The organism is Paenibacillus sp. FSL M7-0802 (assembly GCF_038004945.1).
GTDB classification, from domain to species: domain Bacteria; phylum Bacillota; class Bacilli; order Paenibacillales; family Paenibacillaceae; genus Paenibacillus; species Paenibacillus polymyxa_B.
This window is the reverse complement of the sequence record NZ_JBBOSD010000001.1, coordinates 3936407-3960861: the sequence shown is the minus strand read 5'-3', so window position 1 is coordinate 3960861 and position 24455 is coordinate 3936407. Positions and strand designations below refer to the sequence as shown.

Sequence of the window (24455 nt, the reverse complement as noted above, 5' to 3'; positions counted from 1 at the left end):
TTACCCTACAAGGATATGCAAGGGAGGGACGAAAAAGAAGCCGCCCGTCCGGCAGCTTCTCTAGATGGAATACATATACAATTGCAAATTTCAGGTGCACTTATTATTTGAAAATGTGGTCAATCTTTTCGATATCAGCCTGACTCAATTGGACATTTAGCGTCTTCAGATTCGCCAGCACCTGCTCCGGCCCCTTCGCCCCTGGAATGAGGGCATCAATCGAATCGCGGGTCAAATACCATGCGAGTACAACATGAGCAACCTCTGCATTCAACGCATTGGCAATCTCTCGTACCTGCTCCACTTTGTCCAAATTACGAGCAAATGCATCTCCCTGAAACAGTGGATTTTTTGCTCTGATGTCCGTGAAGGTCATGTCTTTCGTATACTTACCACCCAGCAATCCTGAGGCTAGCGGGAAATAAGGCACAAACGAAATGCCATTTTCCTTGGTATAAGGCAGCAGATCCTTCTCAGCTTCCCGTTGAAACAAATTATATTGGGATTGGAGCACATCTACATAACCGTCGCTATTCGCATCCTTAAGTTGTTCAATGGAAAAGTTAGATACGCCAATAGCCTTGATTTTGCCTTCGTCCTTAAGCTTCTTCAGTTCTCCGACCGCTTCTGCCTTCGGCGTTGCTTCGTCCGGGAAATGGATATAAAACAGATCGATATAATCGGTCTGCAATCTTTTCAGGCTGGATTCAACGGATTCACGTAAAAAAGCAGGCGAGTTGTCAAAAACGACCTCTCCGTTCACAAATTTGTGTGCACCCTTCGTGGCAATAACAGCTTTATCACGCTGACCACGCTCTTTCAATACCTCACCAATCAACCGTTCCGAGTGCTCAGGTCCATAAATAAAAGCCGTATCCAGAAAATTGATGCCATTGTCCAAAGCTGTGCGAACGACTTCTTTGCCCGTTTCATTATTCAAATCGGAAAAGAGATTATGTCCTCCCACCTTATTTGCACCCAAACCAATTGGTTTTACATATAAATCTGTTTTGCCAAGACGCACTTGCTCTGCCAATTCACGTCATCTCCTTTTCGAAAGTTACTTCCATTTTATTATTAGATTCCAAAAAAAGCAAAGTGCGTACCTGGCAGTTGTCCTCATCCTTTAATCCCCGTCAAGGCAATCCCTTCCATAAAATACTTCTGTCCTATGGCAAAAAGAATAATAGCAGGCAAGACTACAATTAAAGATGCGGCCATCAAAACGCCCCATTGAGCCGAATATATTCCCTGAAATTGCTGCAGCCCAATCGCCAACGTAAATTTGCTCTCATCATTAAGGTAAACCAGCGGCCCCATAAAATCATTCCATGTATTCAAAAACGTAAACAATCCAATGACCAAAATCGCCGACCTCGACAAAGGCAAAATAATACGGGTGAAAATCGTAAAATGATTGCCTCCATCCACAAATACAGCTTCATCCAGTTCTCGCGGTAGCGTCATGTAGAATTGTCTTAGCAAAAAAATATTAAAAACGCCTCCACCAAAAAACGAAGGTAATACCAATGGAACGTACGAATTAACCATGCCTAATGCCTGCCAACCAATAAATGACGGAATCAGCGTGACTGCAAACGGCAGCATCATGCTGCTTAATAACAAGGCAAATACCTTATCTCTTCCCTTCCATCTCATTCGCGCAAAGCTATAGGCAGAAATGGTACTCGACAGAAGTACACCCGCCAAAGTACCCGCAACGACGATAAATGTATTCACAAAATAGCGCCCAAAGGATAACTCTTCAAACGGCTGTAAAAAATTCTCGAATACAAAAGGCTCTGGAATCCATTTCGGCGGGATCAAAAAAATCTGACTTAAATCCATCATGGAGCTTCGCACCAGCCAGTAAAAAGGAAACATACAAAACAGTGAGCCCACTATGAGAACTGCGTAGAGCAAAACCCTGCTCCAACTCCAACCGCGTTTTTTCATGTTCATGCCCCCCCGCCTTCGTAATACACCCATTTTCGGGCCGTCTTGAACAGAAAGGCAGTGAATACCAAAACGACAATAAAGAGCACCCAAGCAATAGCACAGGCATAACCCATATTCGAAAAAGTAAATGCCTCGCGGAACAAATAAAAGGTATAAAACAAGCTGGAGTTATTGGGTCCACCCTGAGTCATGACGTAAGGTTGAACAAACACTTGAAACCCACCGATGAAGCCCATAATCGTATTAAAAAAAATAGTGGGCGATGTCAATGGAATTGTAATATACATAAGCTTATGAAGAGCGTTTCCACCGTCAATTTCAATGGCTTCATAATAATGTCTAGGTATATCTTGCAAGCCTGCCAGAAAAATAATCATGGTTCCTCCAACGGTCCACAAACTCATTAAAACCAGAGTAGGAACTACCGACCCTTCGCTATAGATCCACTGACTTTCAGGCAAATGCAGCGCACGCAGCACCACATTTAGCAAGCCAAGATCCGGATCAAACAGCCACATCCAGATCATAGACGATGCTATGAGTGGCACAATGGTAGGGAGATAGAAAACAGTCCTGAAAAAAGCCAGACCTTTTACCTTTTGATTAAGCAATATCGCCAAAAAGAAAGCTACAATAATTTGCAAGGGCACACTCAGGAACACATAATAAAACGTAACCCCGAGTGATTTATAAAAAAATTGATCCGTACCGTCAAATAAGTGAACGTAATTATCCAGACCGATAAAATGGGCCTGTGAAGCAACCTTGTAATCGGTAAGACTGAACCAGAGACTAGCGATCATCGGTCCCAGAACAAAAATGACAAATCCGAGAATAGCAGGGGCGGCAAAAAGCCACCCCAACCAATTTTCCTTCTTACGAATAGAAGATAATGATTGCATTCTATCCCTCTCTTTCTGTCCAAACACTCACCCTATTCTTTTGGATACGTCCCTTTAAATTCCGCGTTAGCCTTTGCGGAAACCTCCTTGAATGCTTGCTCCACCGTTTTCTTGCCCAGCCATACCTGATCCAGCGCCGGGTTAATGATAGCATTGATTTTTTCCGAGTTTTTCAGATAATAGTCGTAAGAATTGACACCGTTATGCAGCGTTTGGTTCATGACAGCATCACGGTAACCATCGGCATGACCTGGTTTGACATCGGCCCATTTGCTAATCAAGTCTGGTTCGGTGTACCACTTTTTCATGACAGGCATCCACAATCCGCTGGAATGCATGTCAAGTCCGCTTTCAGCATCCAGCAAGAATTTATAAAACATCCATGCTTCTTTAGGATGTTTGGTTTTGGCAGAAATCACTTCCGGTTCGCCAAACAGGATCGTTTTGCTGCTCTTCAGCTTGGGTAACACGCCTACACCAAAATTCACCTTCGATTCTCCAAGATCCAATTGAACCCACTGTCCATCCAAATCCATCGCTACACGCTTACTTTGTAGTGCTACGGCCGGGGAAGGTATATTTTTGGACTGCGTTGGCGACGGTGCCACATGATAAACGTTGATCAGATCAGCCATTTTCTGAACAGCTTCAATCACATCAGGGCTCTCAAGATTAAGCGAGTCCCCTTTGTCTGAAATGACACTTGCGTTATTGGAAGGCACAAGCAAATGCCACATCCATGTATCAAACCGAACTCCATACTGTTTAATGTTACTTGCATCGAAATTGGGACTGAGCGCATTATTTCCCGCTTTATCAATGGTCAGCTTTTGTGCTGTCTCTAAAAACTGCTCCCATGTCCAAGCCTCCTCAGCCTTTACTGGCGGCAAAGCAACACCAGCCTCATCAAACAAATCTTTATTGTAATAAAGCGCGAAAGCTTCCTCAGTTACCTTGATCCCAGCCACTTTGTCCTTATCCCAATAGATGACTGAATTAGGAATAAGACTTTCCTTCGTTAGCTCCTTATCCTCCTTCAAAAATTCATTTAAATTATATAGTTTGCCTTGTTCAGCCCATTGCAGAGCCTGTGCTTTATAAATGGGAAATACATCGGGTGCCTGATTGGCGGCAAACATCGTCGTTAATTTGGTTACGTAATCCCCGGGGATATGCATATAGTTAATTTTGATCCACGGATATTTCTCTGTAAATTTTTTAGCGATTTCCTGCTGAACCTTCTTTTCATTGGTGCTCCCCCAACTGGCATAGGTCAGTGTCACTTGCTCGTGACCCTGCAAATCAACTGGTTTGCTGCTGCTCTCATTTGAACTACAGGCTGACATAAGCCCAACGATCAAGCACATGCAGACGATCCATAATTTTCGTTTTAACATGAGTAACGCCCCCAAACCGGTTATTTTTTTATCTTTTCGTTTGTTGCTTCGTCACTAAACTTATTTTAGCAAACGCTTACATTTTTAAAAGTCGTACTCTCATTGGATTGGTGTCATTTGATTAGATCTATGAATTTCTCCGATGCGAATCAGGACGAATGTCCCTTTACCTGCTGGCGAGTGGAGCGTAACGCCATAATCCATTCCATATAATAGCCGTACTCTTCTGTCTACATTTTTAATGCCCGTTGATCTGATTTCTCCAGCTTGAATTCGGCGTATATGATCTTCTTGAATTCCTAATCCATTATCCTCCACTTTAAAACACACCAATTGCTTCTCGATCCAGGCTGTGATCCTAATCAGACCCCCTGATTCCATTTCGGCGAAGCCGTGAATAATTGAATTCTCCACAAAAGGCTGCAAGAAAAGTTTGGGAACCTCCACCTGAAGCAAAATGGGATCAATATCATATTCCACCGTGAACTTGTCCTCAAAGCGATTCTGCATAATATAAATGTATTTTTCCAGCCAATTCAGATCGGTTTCCAAACTCCATGTATCGTTTTTATTTCGAGTAGTAATTTGCAGCATTTCCGCCAGACTAATGATCAATTGGCCTAGTTCCTGCTGTTTATGCTCTAAGGCGATCCAATACATGGTCGTTAAGGTGTTATACAAAAAATGGGGATTCAGCTGTAAATTAAGTGCCATTAACTCCGACTCTTTGGCTCGTAGACGTGACTTGTAATTTTCCTCGATTAAATCTTTAATTTTTTCATTCATTTGATTAAACCGAATCACCAGGTCTCCCAATTCATCATAGCCACGCACAGGAATTCGAATATCAAAATGTCCCTTCTCCATTACTTTCATCGCCTGTTTCATATCTGTGATGGGCTTACTGATGTAAACAGACAGTAAATATGCAAGAATAACAGCAACGAGCATCATAAAACCTAAAAAAAACACCGTGTAGGTGCGAATCGTTGACAGATGTCCCAATACATCTTCCATGGGAATGGCTATATAAGATACCCAGCCCGTCGTCTTCATCGCTTCGTAAACCAGTAATATGCTTTGACCTTTAACGTTTACCATTTTCATCCCTTGTTCCGAAGTAATGGCATCCTTAAGCCAATCCGCCACGGGCTCCCCCACTTGTTGCTGTCCATTCGAACTCATGACCATCCCATTTTTATCATGAATCATGCCATAGGATAGATGTGCAAATCCGCTGCGGGCTGCATAGTCTTCAAAGCCCCCTTTTAACAAGTCAGGACGAAAATTCAATATAAGTATAGGTTTTTCCTTTCCCTCCGGAAGCGTATGAAAGGTTCCTGCATCATCTAATGCAGTCAAATGGAGCTGCTTTACCACAGCAAATAAAGAACTAAACTCATAGGAGCCTCGTTTTAAATCCTGCTGATGGAATGTATCGGCATACGAATAAGCGGGAATCCATTGGGTAGCCCCTTCTGCTTCCACCGCCGTTGTTGCCAACGGAGAAGAATAGAACGGCTGAACGGGAATATACATCCGATCAGTGCTTCCATATGCATAATTTTGCGTCATAATTTGGGAAGCATACACTTCCTCCATATTGCCAAAGTATCTGTACAAAATTTTTGTAATGCTGCGATCAGCTCGTAACAGCGATGAAGAATCCGTAGTATCCACGTTCATAATGGTCTGAAGAAGATCATGGTCGATCGGAATCATATCTACGGTTTTTTGAATAGCTGTCAGCTTGTTATCCAGCAGCTGGTTATTACTACGCAGAACGCTTGTAACGCTATCTGTTACATTTGTAGTAATATTCCGTGCGCTCGTTTCAAAGTAAACGAAACCTAGGATCAAAACGATAAAACCAGACAACAAAAAATAGGACAGCATCAATTTCGTACGAAAGCTACTGTCCAAAAATTTTTGATACATATATTTAACTTGGCGCATCGTATCTTCCTTTCACCTAACAATCAGTTGAATTTCCTACGAAATTCTTCCGGCGTGTGCATTACGTTTTTTTTGAACACTTTAAAAAAGTATTTGATATCTTTATAACCAACCTGTCTACTAATTTCTGCGACCTTGGCGTCTGTATGCAGCAGTAAGTGCTGAGCCTTTTGCATTCTGAGCTTCACCATATATTCCGTGAACGAGAGCCCAAAATAATTTTTGAACAGAATGCTAAAATAGGACGCATTATAGTGGAAGCGCCGGGCCACGATCTCCAGACTTAGGTCTTCATGTAGATGTGCATCTAGAAATTCCTTGCACTTGTTCATAATGGGTTCGCCTTTGGAGCCGCTATGAAGCTCAAGAATCAGCTCTTTTAACCATGTTGCAACACCATCCTCAAGATTCCGAAGATAGGTTGCCCCTTCGACAGCTTTGTTCAAACGTTCCGAGAAACGTGAGTAGACTTCCTCACTCCACCCTATATTTAACCGTTGTAAACTAACCAACAGAAGGTGTACCAATTTAGCTTTAAGCGCTTCAGGTGCAGGATACCCTTGTGTCACTTGTCCAATGAAATTTTTCACCTGACCCAATAGCTGATCGGGCTCTCCATTAGAGATAGAGCTTTCAATGAATTTAAAAAAGGCCCTTTGTTCGTGTGCGCTCATTTCCTGTACTGGCTGCTCATCATCTGAAACGACAAGGTTCAAACATCTGATGTGAGGTGTATAAAAACGCATGGAGATCAGGCCAACGGCCTTTTCGTGAGATTGGTTTATTTGCATTTCATCAAAATCAAAAGGCTGACCCCAAGCAAACCAGATTGAAATCGCTTGCTGTTGCTCCAACTTTTTCAGTCCAGCTTGAAGGGCGCTTTTGGCCTCCTTGCTTTCAGCCCTATCCTTCCAATTCACTACTGCAACCACATGGTCTTTACGGGATTCGAGTGGAAACACGACAGAAGACGCCCAAGGTCGCAATATTTCAACAACCGTATTACGGAGCTGAGAATCCCACATATGTATATCCTCCGGGTGGGCCGCCGATGCTCCCAACGCGAGAACTTCTCCTACCCCACGCCATCCAAAGTGACTCTTTAATAGGATTTTCTCATTAGGCTGTAATTTGTCTGTCACGCATTTGCTAAACAAATGCTCCACAAATGCAGGCATACTCTGCTCGATCTGATTCAACGCTGTTTGATTCCCAATCAGTGCTTCCTGCTCCTCTACAATGATCTTCTCCATATGTTGAATCACTTCAATGAGCTGCTGCGATTGCACCGGTTTCACCAAATAATCATTCGCCCCGTACCTCACCGCCTGCTGTGCATAGCTAAATTCCTGGTAGACTGTCACTAAAATAACTTTGGTCTCATGCTGACCAGATGTTCTCAATTGTTGAAGATATTCAAGTCCATTCATGATCGGCATTTGAATATCTGTAAAAACGATTTGGATCGGTTTGGATAACGAAATGGTCAGAGCATCTTTCCCGTTCTTGGCTTCCCATACCTCGTATTCGGGACGTAGATCCCTGACCATGGCAGCCAAACCTCGACGCTGTCTAGTTTCATCATCCACAACAAGTACTCCCAGCGGGATCGAATTCACTGACTCCCCTCCTGTTCGTTTTCATACACGATTTTTTTTCAGTATAACACTTACAGGTGGGAGCCGATCCTATTTTCTTTTTCGCTTCATACCGCGGATAGTCGTTTTCGTTGCCTGATCCACCCGATATGATTCCGTGATTTTTTGCAGTGCTTTGTTGAAGGTAAAATCATCCAATGTATTATGACTTAAATACGCCATTGTTACCTCGGGCAGCTTGATATAACAGATCGATATCGCCCATGCTACTGCCATTTGTACATAATAATCCTCACGATGGGTCTGATCCAGTAAAGTAAATACCCGGTTCATATACTGTTCCTCAATATAAAAATTTAGAAGCATAACCACACCAAACCGAATTTCATATTCTTTCTTGGAGAATAGATAGGGCTGAATAAACTCCCATACCCGTTCTTTATGATGTTTCGTGATTTTCAATCCGGCACAAAAGCTGTCACATACGGACCAATTATCAATTTTAGGAACAAACTTGGCGGTATAACTCAAAACTTCCTCTATATCTGTTTTTACAGAACCAATCACCATACCTTGCAGCATTACTTCTTCGAAGTGTTCACTTTCAGCGGTCTCCAGGTAGAGACGCCAATCTCCTTTGGCAATATTTTGAGCTAGCTTACGCAGCACTGGCAGACGTACACCCAGCACATTATTAATCGTCGGAAGCAATGCAGCCGTAAATTTCTGAAAATCCGCATCCACATATGACAGTATCTGTTCTCTGATTGTTTTCTCCATCGTTTCCACTCCCTGATTCTTAACGAAATGAAATACTCCACAAATAAATAGAGGCCACCGAACCATAAGGCGAATAAACTCGGCGGTACTCCTCAAATTGCTGCTTGGTCAATGTATCTAGATGGTACAACTTCATCATTCCCCGTCGAATAGCCATATCGCCCCAACTGACGACATCTGGACGCTCCATACAATTAATCAGCATCATTTCAGCCGTCCAAGGTCCTATCCCTTGCAGCGAGGACAATTTCTGGATCACCTGTGCATCGGAAAGCTCATATAATTCCTGTAAATCCAACAGGCCCTGCTCGATCGTTTGGGCTATATTTAGGATACATGTGGCCTTTTTCATGGTGATGCCACAGCTTTGAATATCTAAAGCCGTCTGAACGGCTATATTTTGTGGAGTGATCACGCCTAACTTTTCCTGCATCCTTGCCCATATGGTCTGAACCGCCTTGGCCGATATAAGCTGTCCCACAATCGCATGAACGAGCGCCGCGAACAGGTCGGGAATGATGATCCGTTCTACCTTGCCCATTTGCGTCATCGCTGCACCAAGTACGGTGTCTACGTTTTTTAGATAATTGATTTCCTTTTCTCCATAATCAAAGTTTTTGGTCATTACGGTTTGCATTCGTTCTCCCGCTGCCCCCTTATATGCTCACTCTTGATTCAATGGCATGGACTGCTTTTACATCAGGGTTCGAATCCTTCTTTGCTCACATAGAGCTGCTCTTTCGGGAAAACATGGAGAAAACGTTCATAAACCGCCTTATAGGCAGCAGGATGATACCATTCTTCCAGCCCCAATGACTCGTACAACGCACCAATTTTTAAGCTACGCGTTCGTCTTCCCCCACTGCCGTCTCCCATAAAATAATCATCAATACAGACACGGTTGACCAGAGGCAACAGCTTATCTGCAAAATGTTCACTGCTTGGAAGCATCGGAGCAATCGTAGCTTGCGTCGGTACACCTGCCTCCCTTAAAAGATGCAGCGTTTGGAGACGAGCCTGGATGGGAGGAGCCTCCGGGGTAAAATGTTTGCGTATATCTTCTCGATCTGTTTCTACAGTCATACTCACACGAACACGATTCCCCAATCGAAGCAGTAAATCGGTATCCCGCTGTACCAGTGGACTGCGCGTCTGTAAAAAGAGAAAATCAGGTGGATCCTCCACCATCACCTCCAGCAGAGACCGGGTCACCTCTTCCTTGTACTCGGCAGGCTGATAAGGATCTGTGCTTGACGACATAAAAATCGTGACTTTACCTTTGGACTTGGCTCTGCGAAGCTCCTTACGAAGAATATCTGCCGCCTGTTTTTTAATATCAACCCATGTCCCCCAAGCTTCCTTCCGAAATGTGGAGACTGGCAATTGGCGTACATAGCAATACGAGCAACCAAAGGTACAACCTGTATACGGGTTCAACGAGTGTGTATACCCTGACAAAAAACCTGTCCCTTTATTCAAAAGAGTCTTGGGGGATTTGTAATACTCATTTTTCATACTGAACCGATGCCACACTTTCCTTTTCGAGCTGCAAAAGCTTCACCTTCATGTCCAACCCACCCCGATATCCGGTCATAGCTCCATTTTTACCAATAACCCGATGACAAGGGACGGTGACCAAAATCGGATTAGCACCGATGGCAGCCCCCACCGCACGAACAGAGGCTGGCTTTTGAATAGCGTTGGCAATGTCTGAATAGGATACTGTTTCCCCATACGGAATATCACACAACGCATTCCAAACCGCCATCTGGAACGCAGTCCCATGAAAGTCAAAGGGCAATGTAAATTGGGTCCGCTCCCCTTGGAGATATTCAATCAGCTCCTTGGCATAGGGCTGTAAAGCAGCATCCTCTTCAACTAAAGGACTGCCGGGAAATCGCCTTCCCGCCCATGAAAACAATTCCTCTACAGGTTGATTGGGCGAACCTACATAACATAGTCCTTCCGATGTAGCTGCAATATATAAATTCCACTCCTCATGTGTCAACAATGACCAATAGATCGTTTTATTTATTTGCTGTGCCATGCTGTGTACCTCCATTTTGTGTTGCTTTCGATTTGAGTTGGCGATATTGCAATGGGGTGTAGCCTGTATTCTTTTTAAATAACGTAATAAAGTACGGTGCATTGGACAGACCTACATTCTCCCCCACTTCCGCAACAGATATATCTGAGCAAATGAGCAGCTTCTTCGCTTGTTCCAACCTGGTCTGCTGTATATATTCCATCGGAGTTAGATGCATGATCCGCTTGAAGGTACGATGTAAATGATACGGACTTCCATGACTTATCTCAGCCAGGATGTGCAATGTTAAGTCCTTCATATAGTTAGAATTCACGTATTCTGTAACCAGTGCGATCCATTCATGATCAGGCAATCGTTGTCCTGTCGGTTTACATCTTTTGCATGGACGAAAATGCTGAGCCAATGCCTGCTCTGCTGTTTTAAATATACGGATGTTCTCTCTTTTGGGAGGTCTGGATTTGCAGGAGGGGCGACAAAATATTCCCGTTGTCTTCACAGCGTACAAAAATACCCCATCATATGACTTGTCGTTTTCTACAATAGCTCTCCACTTGTCGTCAGTTATGGATAAATCGGATGTGCTCATTCAAATCACCTCTCTTGTGCAATGTGGCCTCCCCACATATCTATGGCAGAATTTTTCTAAATCCGTCTGTCTAAATTATAGACTAAATAGTGAACATATGTACCCCTCTTGGAATGTAAAGGCAAGATAACGAAAAAAAGATGACTCCCCGCGGAGCCACCTTTGATCTTACTTATCTATCTTATTTAGGCTTGCAGCTTGCTCGGTTTGGCGGTAATCGTCAACTCATCTGAAGGAGGCTTATATTCCTTTGACCAATACTCGGCATTTGAAATACCTGCCTTCTCCGGGTCAAACACCGGGTCCAGCCCTTGCCTCCGCTGCTGTTCGTAATCCTTAAGCACAAGAAGAGCAGGCTTGGCCAACAGAATCATAGCAATCAGGTTCACCCAAAGCATAATGCCGACACCCATATCCCCCAGTGTCCACGCCAGAGCCGATTCCTTGACGACCGTTCCATAGAACGTCGAACCCAGAATAACAAGCTTTAGGACGAACATAGGCCATTTGGCTTTACGGTCGGCAACCAGGTAGGCCATATTTGTTTCTGCGATGTAATAATACGCGATAATGGTCGTAAATGCGAAAAAGAACAAGGTAATGGACAGCAGACTCGATCCAAAACCGGGAAATACCGATTCAATAGCAGCCTGTGTATATTGGGTTCCCTCTTCAACACCCGGGAGATGCTGTACAATAAAATCGCCACCAGGTCCCTTCACGTTGTACATACCTGTGAATAAGACCATAAAAGCCGTAGACGTACAGACTAAAAAGGTATCCACATACACGGAAAATGCCTGAACTAGCCCCTGTTTTGCGGGATGAGACACTTCCGCGGCTGCTGCCGGATGCGCACCTGAGCCTTGCCCGGCTTCGTTGGAGTAAATGCCCCGTTTTACGCCCCAGGCAATCGCCGTCCCTGCCATACCGCCGAACACAGAATCCACGCCAAAGGCACTGCGAAAAATCAGCGAAAATACATCGGGAAGCGCAGTAATATTCGTCATCATAATATAAAAAGAGACAAGGATGTAGCCAAGTGCCATAAACGGTATGACAACCTGAGCCACATTGGCAATCCTTTTTACACCTCCAAAAATGATAAGCGCCAGCAACACGACTACTACTATCCCAGAAACCTTCATATCCATGCCAAACGAGCTATGAAAAGCTACGGCAATAGAGTTCGATTGAGTTCCCGGCATCAGTAAACACATCGCGACCAACGCAGCAACCGCAAAAATGACGGCAAACCATTTAAAGCCTGTCCCTTTTTCAATATAAAAGGCCGGGCCGCCTCGGTACTGTCCATCGCGCTTTACCTTATATACCTGAGCCAGTGTGGATTCAACAAACGCAGTAGCCGATCCGATAAAAGCCATGACCCACATCCAAAATATCGCCCCGGGTCCACCCATACCGACTGCCAATGCAATCCCAGCAATATTTCCCGTCCCAACACGCCCCGATAGCGCCATCGTAAAGGCCTGAAAAGAGGATACACCTGCCTCTGAACTTTTCCCTTTAAATACTAGACGGATCATCTCTTTGAAATGCCTGATTTGTAGGAATCGAGTCATGATCGAAAATAATAGTCCCACACCCAAACAGACATATACCACAGGATTGCTCCAAATGACGCCGTTTACTGCCTCTGCCCACTGCTCTAACATTCCTTGTATTTCCCCCTGATCAATCAATTGATTTTCTAGTCTATGTTTTCAGAAAATTTGCATAATTACAAAAAATTATAGATTAGTTTTTACCACCATACAAGTTAATTTAATTGACATATTGTCAATTACAAGTGAGCTTACCGGCTACATAAAATGACGACAAAAAAGCTCTGATGATCCGAGAATATGGATCATCAGAGCCTTGTCCTTAAGACATTTAGGCAATGCTTTCTTTCTCATTCAGAGCACTAGACAGTTTCAACAGTGGGGCCTGCTCCGTTACCTCTCCTTGAGCGATTGGAAGGACTTCAGTATATTCGGAAGAATTCGTAATGATAACTGGCGTAATCGTAGGATAACCCTCTGCCCTGATTTGCTCAACATCAAACTCAAGCAGTAGGTCCCCAGCTTTCACCTGATCGCCTTCTTTGATATGGGACGTAAAATGTTTACCGTCCAGCTTGACCGTATCTACTCCGACGTGAATCAGAACTTCTGCGCCATGATGCGAAACAACTGCAAGCGCATGTTTTTTCTTGAACGCCACGGTGATGGTTCCATCGAACGGGGCCACGACTCTGCCCGTTGTCGGTTGGATGGCGATCCCTTTGCCCATAGCTTCCGAAGCAAATGCAGGATCGGGAACCTCCGACAAAGCGACCACAGTTCCTTCAATTGGGCTGAGTACCTCTTCATTAGAAACAACAACTGTAGAGGTCGATTCTTTAGCCGAATTGTTAGTAGTTTCCTCTTCTTCAACTGGATCTTCAAAACCTAAAATATAAGTCAAGATGGCCGACACCAGGAATGAAACGGTAATCCCTAAAATCAATCCCGGGAATCCTTGTCCACCAGGGCCGTAAAAGATCGGCAAGGTCAGCAACCCAGGTGCGCCAGAGGCAAATGCTTGCGTTCCCGCTTGACCGATAATGGCACCACCGGCGGCGCCGCCGATAATACCTGCAATAAACGGACGTTTCAGTGGCAACGTAACCCCATAAACTGCTGGCTCCGTGATGCCGAATAAAGCGGTAAGTGTAGCGGAACCCGCCAGCGTTTTCAGCTTTTTATTTTTCGTTTTCAGCATAACACCGAACGCTGCGCCGGTTTGAGCAAAGACGGAAGCCGAAGCAGCGGGCTTAATGCCATCCCGGCCGTTGACAGCAATGTTATTAATAAATACAGGTATAAGCCCCCAGTGAACACCAAAAATAACGAGCAGCTGCCAGCAAGCACCAAGGATTGCTCCAGCCAGCAACGGACTAAAGCTGAACGCAGCAACGAGTGCGGTAGCGATTGCGTTGCCCACATACACCCCGACTGGACCAAAGACCATCAGGGTCAGAGGAAGCATAATTACAAGTAGAATCAAAGGTGTAATAAAGTTTTTAACGCTCTCGTGGATCACTCGATTGCACCATTTTTCCAGCTTACTCATGACGATGACGGCTAAAATGATCGGAATAACGGTAGATGAATAACTCATCATAACAATAGGAATACCGAAAAAGTCCGTAGGTGTACCTTCCGTTTTTAGCGTGACAATGGTCGGGTAAAGCAACCCTCCGGCAATGGTCAGGGCAACGAAGATATTACCTCCAAATTTCCGTGCCGTTGTAACCGCTAACAAGAGAGGGAGGAAATAAAACAAGCTGTCGGCCGCAGCATACAAAATCATATAGGTAGTGTCTTTCGGTAGCAACCAACCAAGGTTACTCGCAATCAGCAGCAGACCTTTCAAAATACCGGACCCCGCCATAACTCCAAGCAACGGTGCAAAAATGCTGGAAATTACGTCGATTACGGCGCCAAATCCTTTGTTGCCTTTAGCTGAATGATCTTCTTTTCCAGTTTCATTCAAAATATTGGATACTTTACCGATTGCATTATATACCTCTGGTACTTTGTTGCCGACTACAACCTGGAACTGACCACCGCTTTGCTTTACCGTGATAATTCCATCGGTTTTTTCCAGCTTTCCCTTGTCTGCTTTTGCCTCATCTTTTAGCACAAAACGCAGGCGAGTGGCGCAGTGAACGAGCGATATTACATTTTTTTCGCCACCTACCAGGTGTACAATTTCCTTAGCCAGTTTTTCATTACTCATGATGGACACCTCCATGTTCTAAGGGGATTTTCACATATTTAGGCACACAAAAAACCTAAGCCTTGAAAAATGGTGGGCACTTTATTCCCGCAATTTTTCATGACTTAGGTTTTGCCTGCATAACCAGTAACAATCCCAGTTAAAACTTATTAAATTCCTGTTACTATCATAATATAATTAATCCACCATATTTGTCAACAAAAACTTTTAATCATATATTTTTGATCCTTTTTCGTCGAAAAAGTTCGACTTATCTATTCACCACCCGTTCAATATGCACGGTTAGATATAGCTTTTCTTCATTAGTCAATTCGTGGTTGTATTCTTTTTGCACAAAAGCACCAATTTTCTCTGTGCAAGCAGCTGCTTCCTTGTGCTTTTCCTTAATCATGTCATACAAATGATCATAGTTATTTTCGTAGTGATTTCCCTTAAATACGCGCTGAGCGAAAAATTTCAGATGCGTAATAAAGCGGAAATAGCTCAGAGAGTCCTCGTCAAAATCGACCTTAAAGTGATATTTTGCAATATTGATAATTTGCTGGATAAACTTCGTGATACTCATGGTCGTAATGACTTCCTCGTTCATTTCAGCATTCACGATGTGAATCGCAATATAAGCTGCTTCGTCCACAGGCAGTTCAATACCGAGCCTTTGTTTGATTTGCTCCAACGTTTTCAGACCAATCGCGAATTCTTCTTTATACAGCTGCTTGACTTCCCACAATAACGCGTTTTTGATTTCCAATCCTTCCCGGTATCTTTCAACAGCGAAATTGATATGATCGGTCAGCGAAACATAAATATTTTCGTTCAGCTTTCTGTTCAGATTATGCTTGGCATCATTAATGACTTCCTCCACAATCACGATCAAATCAAGCGGTACCTCACGCAACAACATTTTAAAGTTATCGGACGTCTGCTTGTTTTTCAGGGCAAATACCTTCTGAATTCTGGTTTCGTCTACTTTGTCTCCAGGCTTTTTCTTAAAAGCAATCCCCCGACCCATTACCACGAGTTCGGTACCGTCCGTCTGGTAGACGCTGATTACATTGTTGTTGATGACCTTTGCTATGTTCATCTTGATCCCCCGTTCCATATGCCAGCAAGAGCCACACTTGCTCCATCCTCTTTATTGTAAACAGAAAAAAAACCGAAGCACGCCAAATAAACAAGACTGTAACATCTTCTTATTTGTGGCTTAGGTTTTGCCTGCTACGCAGTAACAATCCTAAAAATGATGGAATTGCGTCAAGTATAGCCCGAAGAGGAACGATTGTCAACGCTTTCAATGAAGAAACGAAGATCGGAAATCCCCGTGGGCCCGGGACGTCCGATCCTATTTTCTTGTGGTACGATTATTCGCCCAGATTTTCGCCGTCGGAATGAATTACGTTTTTGTACCAGTGGAAGCTTTTCTTTTTAATACGTTTCAACGAACCGCTTCCTTCGTTGTCGCGGTCCACATAAATATAACCGTAGCGTTTTTTCATCTCTCCTGAGGAGGCGCTGACAATGTCAATAGGTCCCCAACTTGTGTAACCGATAATTTCGACTCCGTCTTGAAGAGCCTCACCCATTTCGGCAATATGCCGCTTGAGATAGTCGATCCGGTAATCGTCGTTAACTTCTCCTTCAGGCGAAACCACATCATTGGCACCAAAACCGTTTTCCACTACGAACAGGGGCTTTTGGTAACGGTCATGCAATTGGTTGGCTGTGATGCGGAATCCTTTTGGATCGATCGTCCAGCCCCATTCGGACTTGTCCAGATATGGATTGGCCACGGAGCCAAATACATTACCACTGGTCATGTTCTTGACGATTTCCGGGTCTGTGCTGGTCGTCCGGCTTGAATAATAGCTGAATCCGATATAGTCAACGGTATGATCTTTCAGAATGGCTGCGTCGCCTGATTCCATCTCAATGTTTAATCCATGATCCTTGAAGAAGCGCTTCGCATAACCAGGATATTCGCCGCGTGACTGTACATCAATGAAGAAGTAGGACTCGCGGTCTTTTTCCATGCCCTGATACACATCTTCGGGATTACACGTATACGGATAGAAGCTGCCAGCAGCAAGCATACAACCAATCTTGGCATCCGGGATAATCTCGTGACACGCTTTTACAGCCAACGCGCTTGCCACAAGCTGATGATGTGCAGCCTGATACTGAATCTGTTTAACGTTTTCACCTTCTTGAAAAACAAGACCGGCGCCGAGAAACGGCAAATGGAGAAGCATGTTAATCTCGTTGAATGTCATCCAGTATTTCACTTTATCCTTGTAGCGGGTGAATACTGTTTTAGCATAGGTTTCAAACAGGCCTACCAGCTTCCGGCTCCGCCAGCTTCCATATTTCTCGACCAGATCCACTGGCACGTCAAAATGAGCGAGGGTAACGACTGGCTGAATGCCATGTTTATGCAACTCGTCGAACAAGTCATCGTAGAATTGCAAACCTGCTTCATTTGGAGTAGCGTCTTCTCCTGTTGGAAAAATACGAGCCCAGGCAATGGAAACACGCAGCGCCTTAAATCCCATTTCTGCAAATAGCGCGATATCCTCGCGATAGTGGTGATAGAAATCAATGGCTTCGTGGGAAGGATAGAATTCGCTTTCAAGTGGAGTCAGCGAGGGAACATTCCCTTTCATTATGCTTCTTCTCTTCTCTCCGGTAGGCAACAGATCCACCAGACTCAATCCTTTACCGTCTTCCAAATAAGCGCCCTCGGCCTGATTGGCAGCAAGAGCACCGCCCCATAAAAAGTCTTTAGGAAAAATAAAGCTGGTCATAAACGTTCTCCTTCCAAATGTGTGATAAAGGGGTTCCTAGAGGGTGGGTGATGGATATAAAAAAAACCCAAACCAGCCTGTATACACTTGCAGTGTAAACAAGCCAATTCAGGTTATGCCCTATCGGTAACATCCCATGAAAAGGTTATACGTATTTGATTGAAACTCTAACAAAGATTTGGGAACCTGTCAAATTCATTTGATATAATAATACGCAATTAACAAACCAACAGCATTACGTCAATCGCCTATTGGGTAATGAATAGAACCATGAAAGAAACCCCAGATAAACGACTTTACGAAAGATACCTGGCTGTTCGTCTTTGTCTGGAAGGGCACATGTTTTCGGAAAGTCGCTAATTTAAGATATTTTGTTGCAAGAAATTTAGAAAATCCCTTTGCATAGAGCCAAGAGGAATAATTTTTTTGATTATCTTGAACCTCCAATGCTGTCCTTTAATGTTAAATGACCAGATTGCAGAAGACAGATATATAGAATGATATTTTTGTTCTTGTAAATCAGCTACTTCAAATTCAACTTTTTCTACTACTTTAGATGAAAATAGATTGAGGAAAAGGATGATAATCCTATCATTATTTAGGAGTAATATAGCTCGACTTGTACAAGCTGAAAGACTCTGAGGAGTTGAATAGCAGATAAGCATGTTAGGTTCTCTATGCGATTCAGTTAGCTTATTAATAGTTTTTTTGTTAATGAATATCATAATCAAATACCTTTCTATTTGTTACTATATAAACCGCAATTAAGATCATAACCTAACCAGTAGCCGACCAATTGTTTCTAGCGGTTGTTCATTGATTCGTTTCATAAACCGGCCGGCATGAACTTAATCTTATAAAACCTCTAAAAAAACACGTTATTCGCCACATTGGATTTAAGCCATAGCCCCCTCGACTGGATCAGGTTGGGACTATAGGGCGGAAGAAAGGCCAGGTGCAGGCGTGGATGTTCCTAGTCTCAATTGACAATATAAATAGTCCCATTTGATGTTATAAACCACACCAGCAGCCCCGTGTTCATTCTCTTAGTTTCGTTGTCTCATCGCCTCAAATAATAGCACCGTAGAAGCCATCGCTGCGTTCAGTGATTCCGCTTGCCCCTGCATCGGAATGAATACCGACTCATCCACCATGCGCGCGGTAGCAGCAGAAATACCTTGGCCTTCGTTTCCGATCACAAGCCAAGTGGAAACACGCAAATCTATGGTATAGCATGACAAGCTCGCATCCAGTGAGGTGCTGAGCAAGCGGGCACCTTTACTTTTGGCCTGCGGTAAAAGCTCCTCCAGACTGCCTTCAATCACCGGCAGGTGAAACAACGATCCCATCGTGGAGCGGATCGTTTTGGGATTGTACAGGTCGGCGCAGCCATGACCCAATATTACGCCTGCGGCTCCAGCAGCGTCCGCGCTGCGGATGATGGTGCCTACATTGCCGGGGTCCTGCACCCCGTCCAGCACCATCACCAGTGCATCCGGCTGCTCCAGCAATGCCGGGAATGCGCTGCGCTCCTCCTTACGCACGATGGCAAAGACCGACTGTGGCGTCTTCGTATCGGTGCATTTTGCAATGACCGCCGCTGACACGGGAACCCATTCCACCGGCTGGTCGGCTGGATCCAGGCCATTCAGCTCGGCGGGAATGCCCTTGTCCAAATCATAGGCGACGGTTTCGACAGCCGCGTCCGAACGCAGCGCTTCCTGCACCAGATGAATACCCTCGACAATATATTTATGCTGCCGTGTGCGATGCTTTTTCTCCAGCAGTTGCGCCCACTCTTTTACACGCGCATTATTCGGTGAAATGATTTCCATTCGTTTAACCTTCCATTTCTTTGTCCGTTTCTTAAAAATAAATAATGTATCACTTCATTTGTACTTGAACATCAAGCCTTCATTAGGCTACAAATGCCAGCTCCAGCTTGGTCAGATCATCCTTGTGGCCCACAATGACCAGTACATCACCCGGCTCCAGACGATCTTCGGCATAAGGTGAAATATTCATTTCCTGATTTCTACGAATCGCCATCACATTGCAGCCGAAGCGTGCACGTATGTCTAGCTCCTTCAGGTTTTTGCCAATCATGGAATCGGCGGCTCTCATCTCCAAAATACTGTAGTCCTTGGACAGCTCGATATAATCCAAAATGTTGGGAGATGTCAAATGATGAGCTACCCGTAACCCCATATCCCGTTCAGGATAAACGACTTTATCCGCACCTATTTTTTGCAGCACTTTCCCGTGCAATTCATTTTGTGCCTTGACCACAAGAGCTGGTACGCCCATGTCCTTGAGAATCAATGTCGTCAGAATACTGGCCTGTATATCTTCGCCAATCGCAACTACGATTACGTCAAAATTACGGATACCCAGCGCTCGCAGCGCTTCCTCATCCGTCGAGTCGGCAGATACCGCATGCGTCACAATATTCGACATTTCCTGTGTACGCTGCTCGTCCGAGTCAATAGCCAGCACATCAAAACCCATCTCACTCAGCGCACTGGCAACACTGGAACCAAAACGGCCCATACCAATGACCGCATACTGTTTTTTTGCCATTCCTTCTTTACCTCCCGATCACCATACTGTCCGTCATAGTATAGCATATCATGCTACAAACATAAATTTTGACATACTTATGCCAAATGCTTCTCCATGTATACTGGACAACAGCCCAAGCCATAATACATTCGACCACTACTACAACATACGGGAGGTACACATGCCCATTACAATGGATTTACGACAAGCAATTGTTCACAAAGTACACGGCAAATCAGAAGCTGATCTTACGGACATGATTATTGGGTCAGTGGACGGACCGGAGGCCGCTTTGCCTGGATTGGGTGTCATTCTTGAAATTGCTTGGAAGCATATGAGTCCAAACCAGCAGCACGATTTCGTCCATTTGGCACATGAACAAATCGATAAAATCAAACCCGTACCTTTAACCTAGCTCTAGCTATTTAACTTTTTGTTCCGATTTAATTGTGCTCATTATTTTACCCGTATTCTAAAATGAGAATAGTCCACTCGCATTAACATCGAGTGGACTATTCGTTGTATACACTAAATGACTGAGATCTAACGGTTCTGCATACTCAATCTTATGGAGCCATTTCCAAAAACTTAGCTGTCGGGTTTTTCTCCATAGCCGTACGCATGGCATACTCGTTTTCGAACAAGGCAACATAATTGCCCTTCTTATCCTTTACCAGCGTAGAGTTAATACGGAACTTGCTCGGATCAATCTGATCATCCACAATCCAACGTGCAAATTGGAATGGCATACGCTGAAGCTGTACATCAACGCCATATTCACCCTTCATGCGGTACTCAAATACTTCAAATTGCAGTTGACCGACAACACCTAGTAGCGTATCGTCAAAGCTTACCGTACGGAACACCTGAATCATACCTTCCTCGGTCAACTGGTCAATACCCTTCAGATACTGCTTGTGCTTCAAGGCATTTTTCACCGTTACCTTGGCAAAAATCTCAGGCGAAAAGGTCGGCAATTCATCAAACACAACCTCGCTACCTTGGCTGAGTGAATCACCAATACGGAAAATACCCGGGTCAAACAATCCTATAATATCGCCAGGAAAAGCCTCCTCGACAATATCACGGTCCTGTGCCAGGAACTGCTGTGGCTGAGACAGCTTAATCTCCTTGCCCATCCGTACATGCTTAACACTCATCCCGCGTTGAAACTTACCGGAGACAATACGCAAAAATGCAATACGGTCACGGTGAGCCGGGTTCATGTTCGCTTGAATTTTAAATACATAGCCGGTAAACTTTTCGTTTGTTGGCTCAATTTCCCCAGCTGTACTACGGCGCGGCTCCGGTTTAGGAGCAAGCTGAAGGAAGTTTTCCAAAAATGTTTGTACACCAAAATTATTAATCGCACTGCCGAAGAATACAGGTGTTAATTCTCCACGCTGTACTTTTTCCATGTCAAAAGGGTCACCCGCGACGTCAAGCAACTCCAAGTCTTGGCATAATTGGTCATGCAAATATTCGCCCGCCATCTCACGAATGATTGGATCATTGTAATCTTCCACTTTTTGTACTTTGATCGTGGAATGGTCATCTCCCTGAAACAGCTCGACCTGATTTTTGACACGGTCATAGACACCACACAACTCGCGTCCTGTACCAATCGGCCAATTCATAGGCACCGAACGGATGCCAAGCACCTGCTCCAGCTCCTCCATCAAATCAAAAGGACTGCGTCCCTCACGATCCAGTTTGTTAATGAAGGTGAAAATCGGAATTCCACGCTTCGCACAAACTTGAAACAGCTTAATCGTTTGCGCTTCCACACCTTTCGCTACGTCAATCAGCATGACTGCACTATCTGCTGCTGTTAATGTACGATACGTGTCTTCACTGAAATCCTGGTGACCTGGGGTGTCCAGAATATTGATGCGGTGACCATTATAATCAAATTGCATTACTGAGGATGTTACAGAGATCCCCCGCTGTTTTTCAATCTCCATCCAGTCACTCGTGGCGTGTTTGCTTGCTTTACGCGCTTTAACTGAACCAGCAAGACGAATCGCGCCCCCGAACAGCAGCAGCTTTTCCGTCAGTGTCGTTTTACCCGCATCCGGGTGAGAAATAATCGCAAACGTACGCCGTTTGTCGACTTCCTGTTGAAGTATATCTGTTGTTTTACTCATTTCACATATCCCTTCATGATCAAATCCATTGCATTACTGCTCAAGCTATTCATAAAAAGGCCATGACGCACGCCTGTTTTCATAAGTTCATCGGCTCTATCAGCTATATTGCCGTTAGCTCCAGTATTCGGCGTACTCCGTTACCATATTCATTATAAATACGATCTATTTACATGTTTTAGCCTGCCTTTAACTTATAATCAGTTGCAAACTGAAAACCTGAGACTAAGCTATTATAGCACACTCCGAACGCAAAGCATCCCCTTACGTCCTGAACAGGACATAGGGGGATGCAGGACAAATCGGGATTACTGAACGCCGCCTACTCGCCAGATGACATTATCTTCATCCTGACCGCTAACCGGCCACCACTTGAAGCCATCCTGCTCCAATAGCTTGTGAGCACCTTCCGGTCCCCATGAGCCTGCAGCATAGGTTTCCAGCGTATCTGGGGTCTGCTGCCATGCCTTGGCGATTCGATCGACGAATCCCCATGCCGTGGCAACCTCATCCCAACGCGTGAAGTACGTCGAATCACCCTCAATCGCATCCATCAGCAATCGTTCATAAGCCTCCGGTGAGTTGATACCCACCATACAGCTTTGGCAAAAATCCATAGCCAGCGGTTCAATATCTGATTCGGAACCAGGTTTCTTGGCATTAATTTTAATGTAAATGCCCTCCATTGGATTGACCCGAATCACGAGCAAGTTCGGTTCTAGCTTATGCTTTTGACCGAGATACACGTTCGTTGGCATGCTCTTAAATTCCACAACAATCTCCGTTGTTTTTACAGGGAGACGTTTGCCCGTACGAATATAGAACGGTACGCCAGCCCAACGGAAATTATCAACAAACACGCGTGAAGCAAAATAAGTCTCTGTGTTCGACTGTGGATCTACCTTGTCTTCTTGGCGATACCCCGGCAACTGCTGGCCGCGATAACTGCCTTCGGTGTATTGGCCACGTACCACATTGGTTTTCACATCCTCAGACGTTTCAAAAGGGCGCAGCGAACGCAGCACTTTTACCTTTTCATCACGGATATCCTCAGGCAACAAACGACTAGGTGGTTCCATCGCAATCATCGTTAGCATTTGCAACATATGGTTCTGTCCCATATCCCGCAAAGCGCCGGAATGATCGTAGTAACCTCCGCGTTCCTCCACCCCTACCGTTTCACTAAGCGTAATTTGCACATTGGCAATATGCTTATTATTCCACAGTGGTTCAAAGAAGGCGTTCGCGAAGCGGATCACCTCAATATTTTGTACCATTTCCTTGCCAAGATAGTGATCAATCCGATAAATTTCTTCTTCGGCAAATACTTCTCGTATTTCAACGTTCAATTCTTGTGCAGATTCGAGGTTATAACCGAATGGCTTCTCAATTACTAGACGATTCCAGCCCTTGCCATCCATCATGCCGCCATCTTTCAAGCTCTTCGACACGCTTCCGAATAATTCAGGAGCCAAGGCCAAATAAAACAACCGATTTCCCGGTATGTTAAACTTGCTTTCTATAGACTCCGTCTGCTGTCTCAGCTCATGGAACCCTTCGACATTGTTGATATCCAGCGATTTATATTCAAAATGCTCGGCAAATGCCTGCCATTCTTGATCATTTTCTGCTTTGTAGCGACTAAACTCCTGTATGGAAGCATACAGGTCATTACGGAATTCTTCCTCTGTGCGCGGACGCCTTGCTACACCAATAACGGCAAAATCTTCAGCAAGCTTGCCTTCGCGGTACAAGCTGTAAATAGCAGGAAAAAGCTTGCGACGAGCCAAATCGCCCGTAGCGCCAAAAATAAACAGAACTGCGCCTTGCGTCACAACAGATTCTTTAGCAGGTATGTCAGCCATGAAGTACCTCATTCTTCCCATGTCAAGATTCCGCAATCCACAATCCCCGAAATCCGCATGTAGTATTGTGTA

The 24455-nt window shown here is 44.5% G+C and carries 19 protein-coding genes and 1 pseudogene; 1 reads left to right on the top strand and 19 read right to left on the bottom strand.

The window, feature by feature from the left end:
- Nucleotides 1–103: 103 nt before the first annotated feature.
- The 17 genes and pseudogenes from MHB54_RS18220 to MHB54_RS18140 form a co-directional block, all read right to left on the bottom strand.
- On the bottom strand, nucleotides 104–1036 hold the full coding sequence (locus MHB54_RS18220) for an aldo/keto reductase (RefSeq protein ID WP_069080784.1): 933 nt from the start codon (nucleotides 1034–1036) through the stop codon (nucleotides 104–106).
- Nucleotides 1037–1119: 83 nt separating this feature from the next.
- Nucleotides 1120–1956, bottom strand: coding sequence for a carbohydrate ABC transporter permease (locus MHB54_RS18215; RefSeq protein WP_028541414.1), 837 nt, complete (start codon nucleotides 1954–1956; stop codon nucleotides 1120–1122).
- Between the two features lie 2 nt (nucleotides 1957–1958).
- Nucleotides 1959–2861: a carbohydrate ABC transporter permease gene (locus MHB54_RS18210; RefSeq protein ID WP_023990216.1), complete on the bottom strand. Its 903-nt coding sequence runs from the start codon at nucleotides 2859–2861 to the stop codon at nucleotides 1959–1961.
- A gap of 32 nt (nucleotides 2862–2893) precedes the next feature.
- Nucleotides 2894–4258: an ABC transporter substrate-binding protein gene (locus tag MHB54_RS18205; protein ID WP_023990217.1), complete on the bottom strand. Its 1365-nt coding sequence runs from the start codon at nucleotides 4256–4258 to the stop codon at nucleotides 2894–2896.
- A 99-nt stretch (nucleotides 4259–4357) separates the two neighbouring features.
- Nucleotides 4358–6214 (bottom strand): sensor histidine kinase, encoded by a 1857-nt coding sequence (locus MHB54_RS18200; protein WP_264454551.1) that lies wholly within the window; start codon nucleotides 6212–6214, stop codon nucleotides 4358–4360.
- Nucleotides 6215–6237: 23 nt separating this feature from the next.
- The gene (locus MHB54_RS18195) at nucleotides 6238–7833 is read right to left on the bottom strand and encodes a response regulator transcription factor (protein WP_264454550.1); all 1596 of its coding nucleotides are present in this window, start codon (nucleotides 7831–7833) and stop codon (nucleotides 6238–6240) included.
- 69 nt (nucleotides 7834–7902) lie between these two features.
- Entirely contained in the window at nucleotides 7903–8592 is a 690-nt protein-coding gene (locus MHB54_RS18190; RefSeq protein WP_023990220.1) for a DNA alkylation repair protein, read from the bottom strand.
- A gap of 19 nt (nucleotides 8593–8611) precedes the next feature.
- A complete protein-coding gene (locus MHB54_RS18185; RefSeq protein ID WP_023990221.1) occupies nucleotides 8612–9229 on the bottom strand; it encodes a DNA-3-methyladenine glycosylase family protein in 618 nt (205 codons plus the stop codon).
- 62 nt (nucleotides 9230–9291) lie between these two features.
- Nucleotides 9292–10107 (bottom strand): SPL family radical SAM protein, encoded by an 816-nt coding sequence (locus MHB54_RS18180; protein WP_264454549.1) that lies wholly within the window; start codon nucleotides 10105–10107, stop codon nucleotides 9292–9294.
- Nucleotides 10097–10639: a methylated-DNA--[protein]-cysteine S-methyltransferase gene (locus MHB54_RS18175; RefSeq protein ID WP_071558275.1), complete on the bottom strand. Its 543-nt coding sequence runs from the start codon at nucleotides 10637–10639 to the stop codon at nucleotides 10097–10099. Before MHB54_RS18175 ends, MHB54_RS18180 begins: the two co-directional genes overlap by 11 nt.
- Entirely contained in the window at nucleotides 10620–11225 is a 606-nt protein-coding gene (locus MHB54_RS18170) for a bifunctional transcriptional activator/DNA repair enzyme AdaA (protein ID WP_264454548.1), read from the bottom strand. The genes MHB54_RS18175 and MHB54_RS18170 overlap by 20 nt, the downstream gene beginning before the upstream one ends.
- A gap of 185 nt (nucleotides 11226–11410) precedes the next feature.
- Nucleotides 11411–12901, bottom strand: coding sequence for an alanine/glycine:cation symporter family protein (locus MHB54_RS18165; RefSeq protein WP_264454547.1), 1491 nt, complete (start codon nucleotides 12899–12901; stop codon nucleotides 11411–11413).
- 220 nt (nucleotides 12902–13121) lie between these two features.
- Nucleotides 13122–15011 carry a beta-glucoside-specific PTS transporter subunit IIABC gene (locus MHB54_RS18160; protein WP_071558273.1) on the bottom strand — a complete coding sequence of 630 codons (1890 nt, stop codon included), beginning with the start codon at nucleotides 15009–15011 and terminating at the stop codon, nucleotides 13122–13124.
- Nucleotides 15012–15261: 250 nt separating this feature from the next.
- Entirely contained in the window at nucleotides 15262–16092 is an 831-nt protein-coding gene (gene licT, locus MHB54_RS18155; protein WP_023990227.1) for a BglG family transcription antiterminator LicT, read from the bottom strand.
- Nucleotides 16093–16369: 277 nt separating this feature from the next.
- Nucleotides 16370–17809 (bottom strand): 6-phospho-beta-glucosidase, encoded by a 1440-nt coding sequence (locus tag MHB54_RS18150; RefSeq protein ID WP_264454546.1) that lies wholly within the window; start codon nucleotides 17807–17809, stop codon nucleotides 16370–16372.
- A 1046-nt stretch (nucleotides 17810–18855) separates the two neighbouring features.
- Nucleotides 18856–19644, bottom strand: a complete 789-nt coding sequence (locus tag MHB54_RS18145) for a TrmH family RNA methyltransferase (RefSeq protein WP_023990230.1) — start codon at nucleotides 19642–19644, stop codon at nucleotides 18856–18858.
- Between the two features lie 82 nt (nucleotides 19645–19726).
- Nucleotides 19727–20392 (bottom strand): annotated as a pseudogene (locus MHB54_RS18140) (potassium channel family protein); the annotation flags it as partial.
- Between the two features lie 160 nt (nucleotides 20393–20552).
- Here MHB54_RS18140 and MHB54_RS18135 point away from each other — a divergent pair.
- Nucleotides 20553–20786, top strand: a complete 234-nt coding sequence (locus MHB54_RS18135; protein WP_016819939.1) for a small acid-soluble spore protein SspI — start codon at nucleotides 20553–20555, stop codon at nucleotides 20784–20786.
- Between the two features lie 151 nt (nucleotides 20787–20937).
- Here the strand turns inward: MHB54_RS18135 and MHB54_RS18130 are convergent, their stop codons facing one another.
- On the bottom strand, nucleotides 20938–22518 hold the full coding sequence (locus MHB54_RS18130; protein WP_013311888.1) for a peptide chain release factor 3: 1581 nt from the start codon (nucleotides 22516–22518) through the stop codon (nucleotides 20938–20940).
- A gap of 308 nt (nucleotides 22519–22826) precedes the next feature.
- Nucleotides 22827–24383 (bottom strand): glucose-6-phosphate dehydrogenase, encoded by a 1557-nt coding sequence (gene zwf / locus MHB54_RS18125; RefSeq protein WP_023990232.1) that lies wholly within the window; start codon nucleotides 24381–24383, stop codon nucleotides 22827–22829.
- Nucleotides 24384–24455 lie beyond the last annotated feature (72 nt).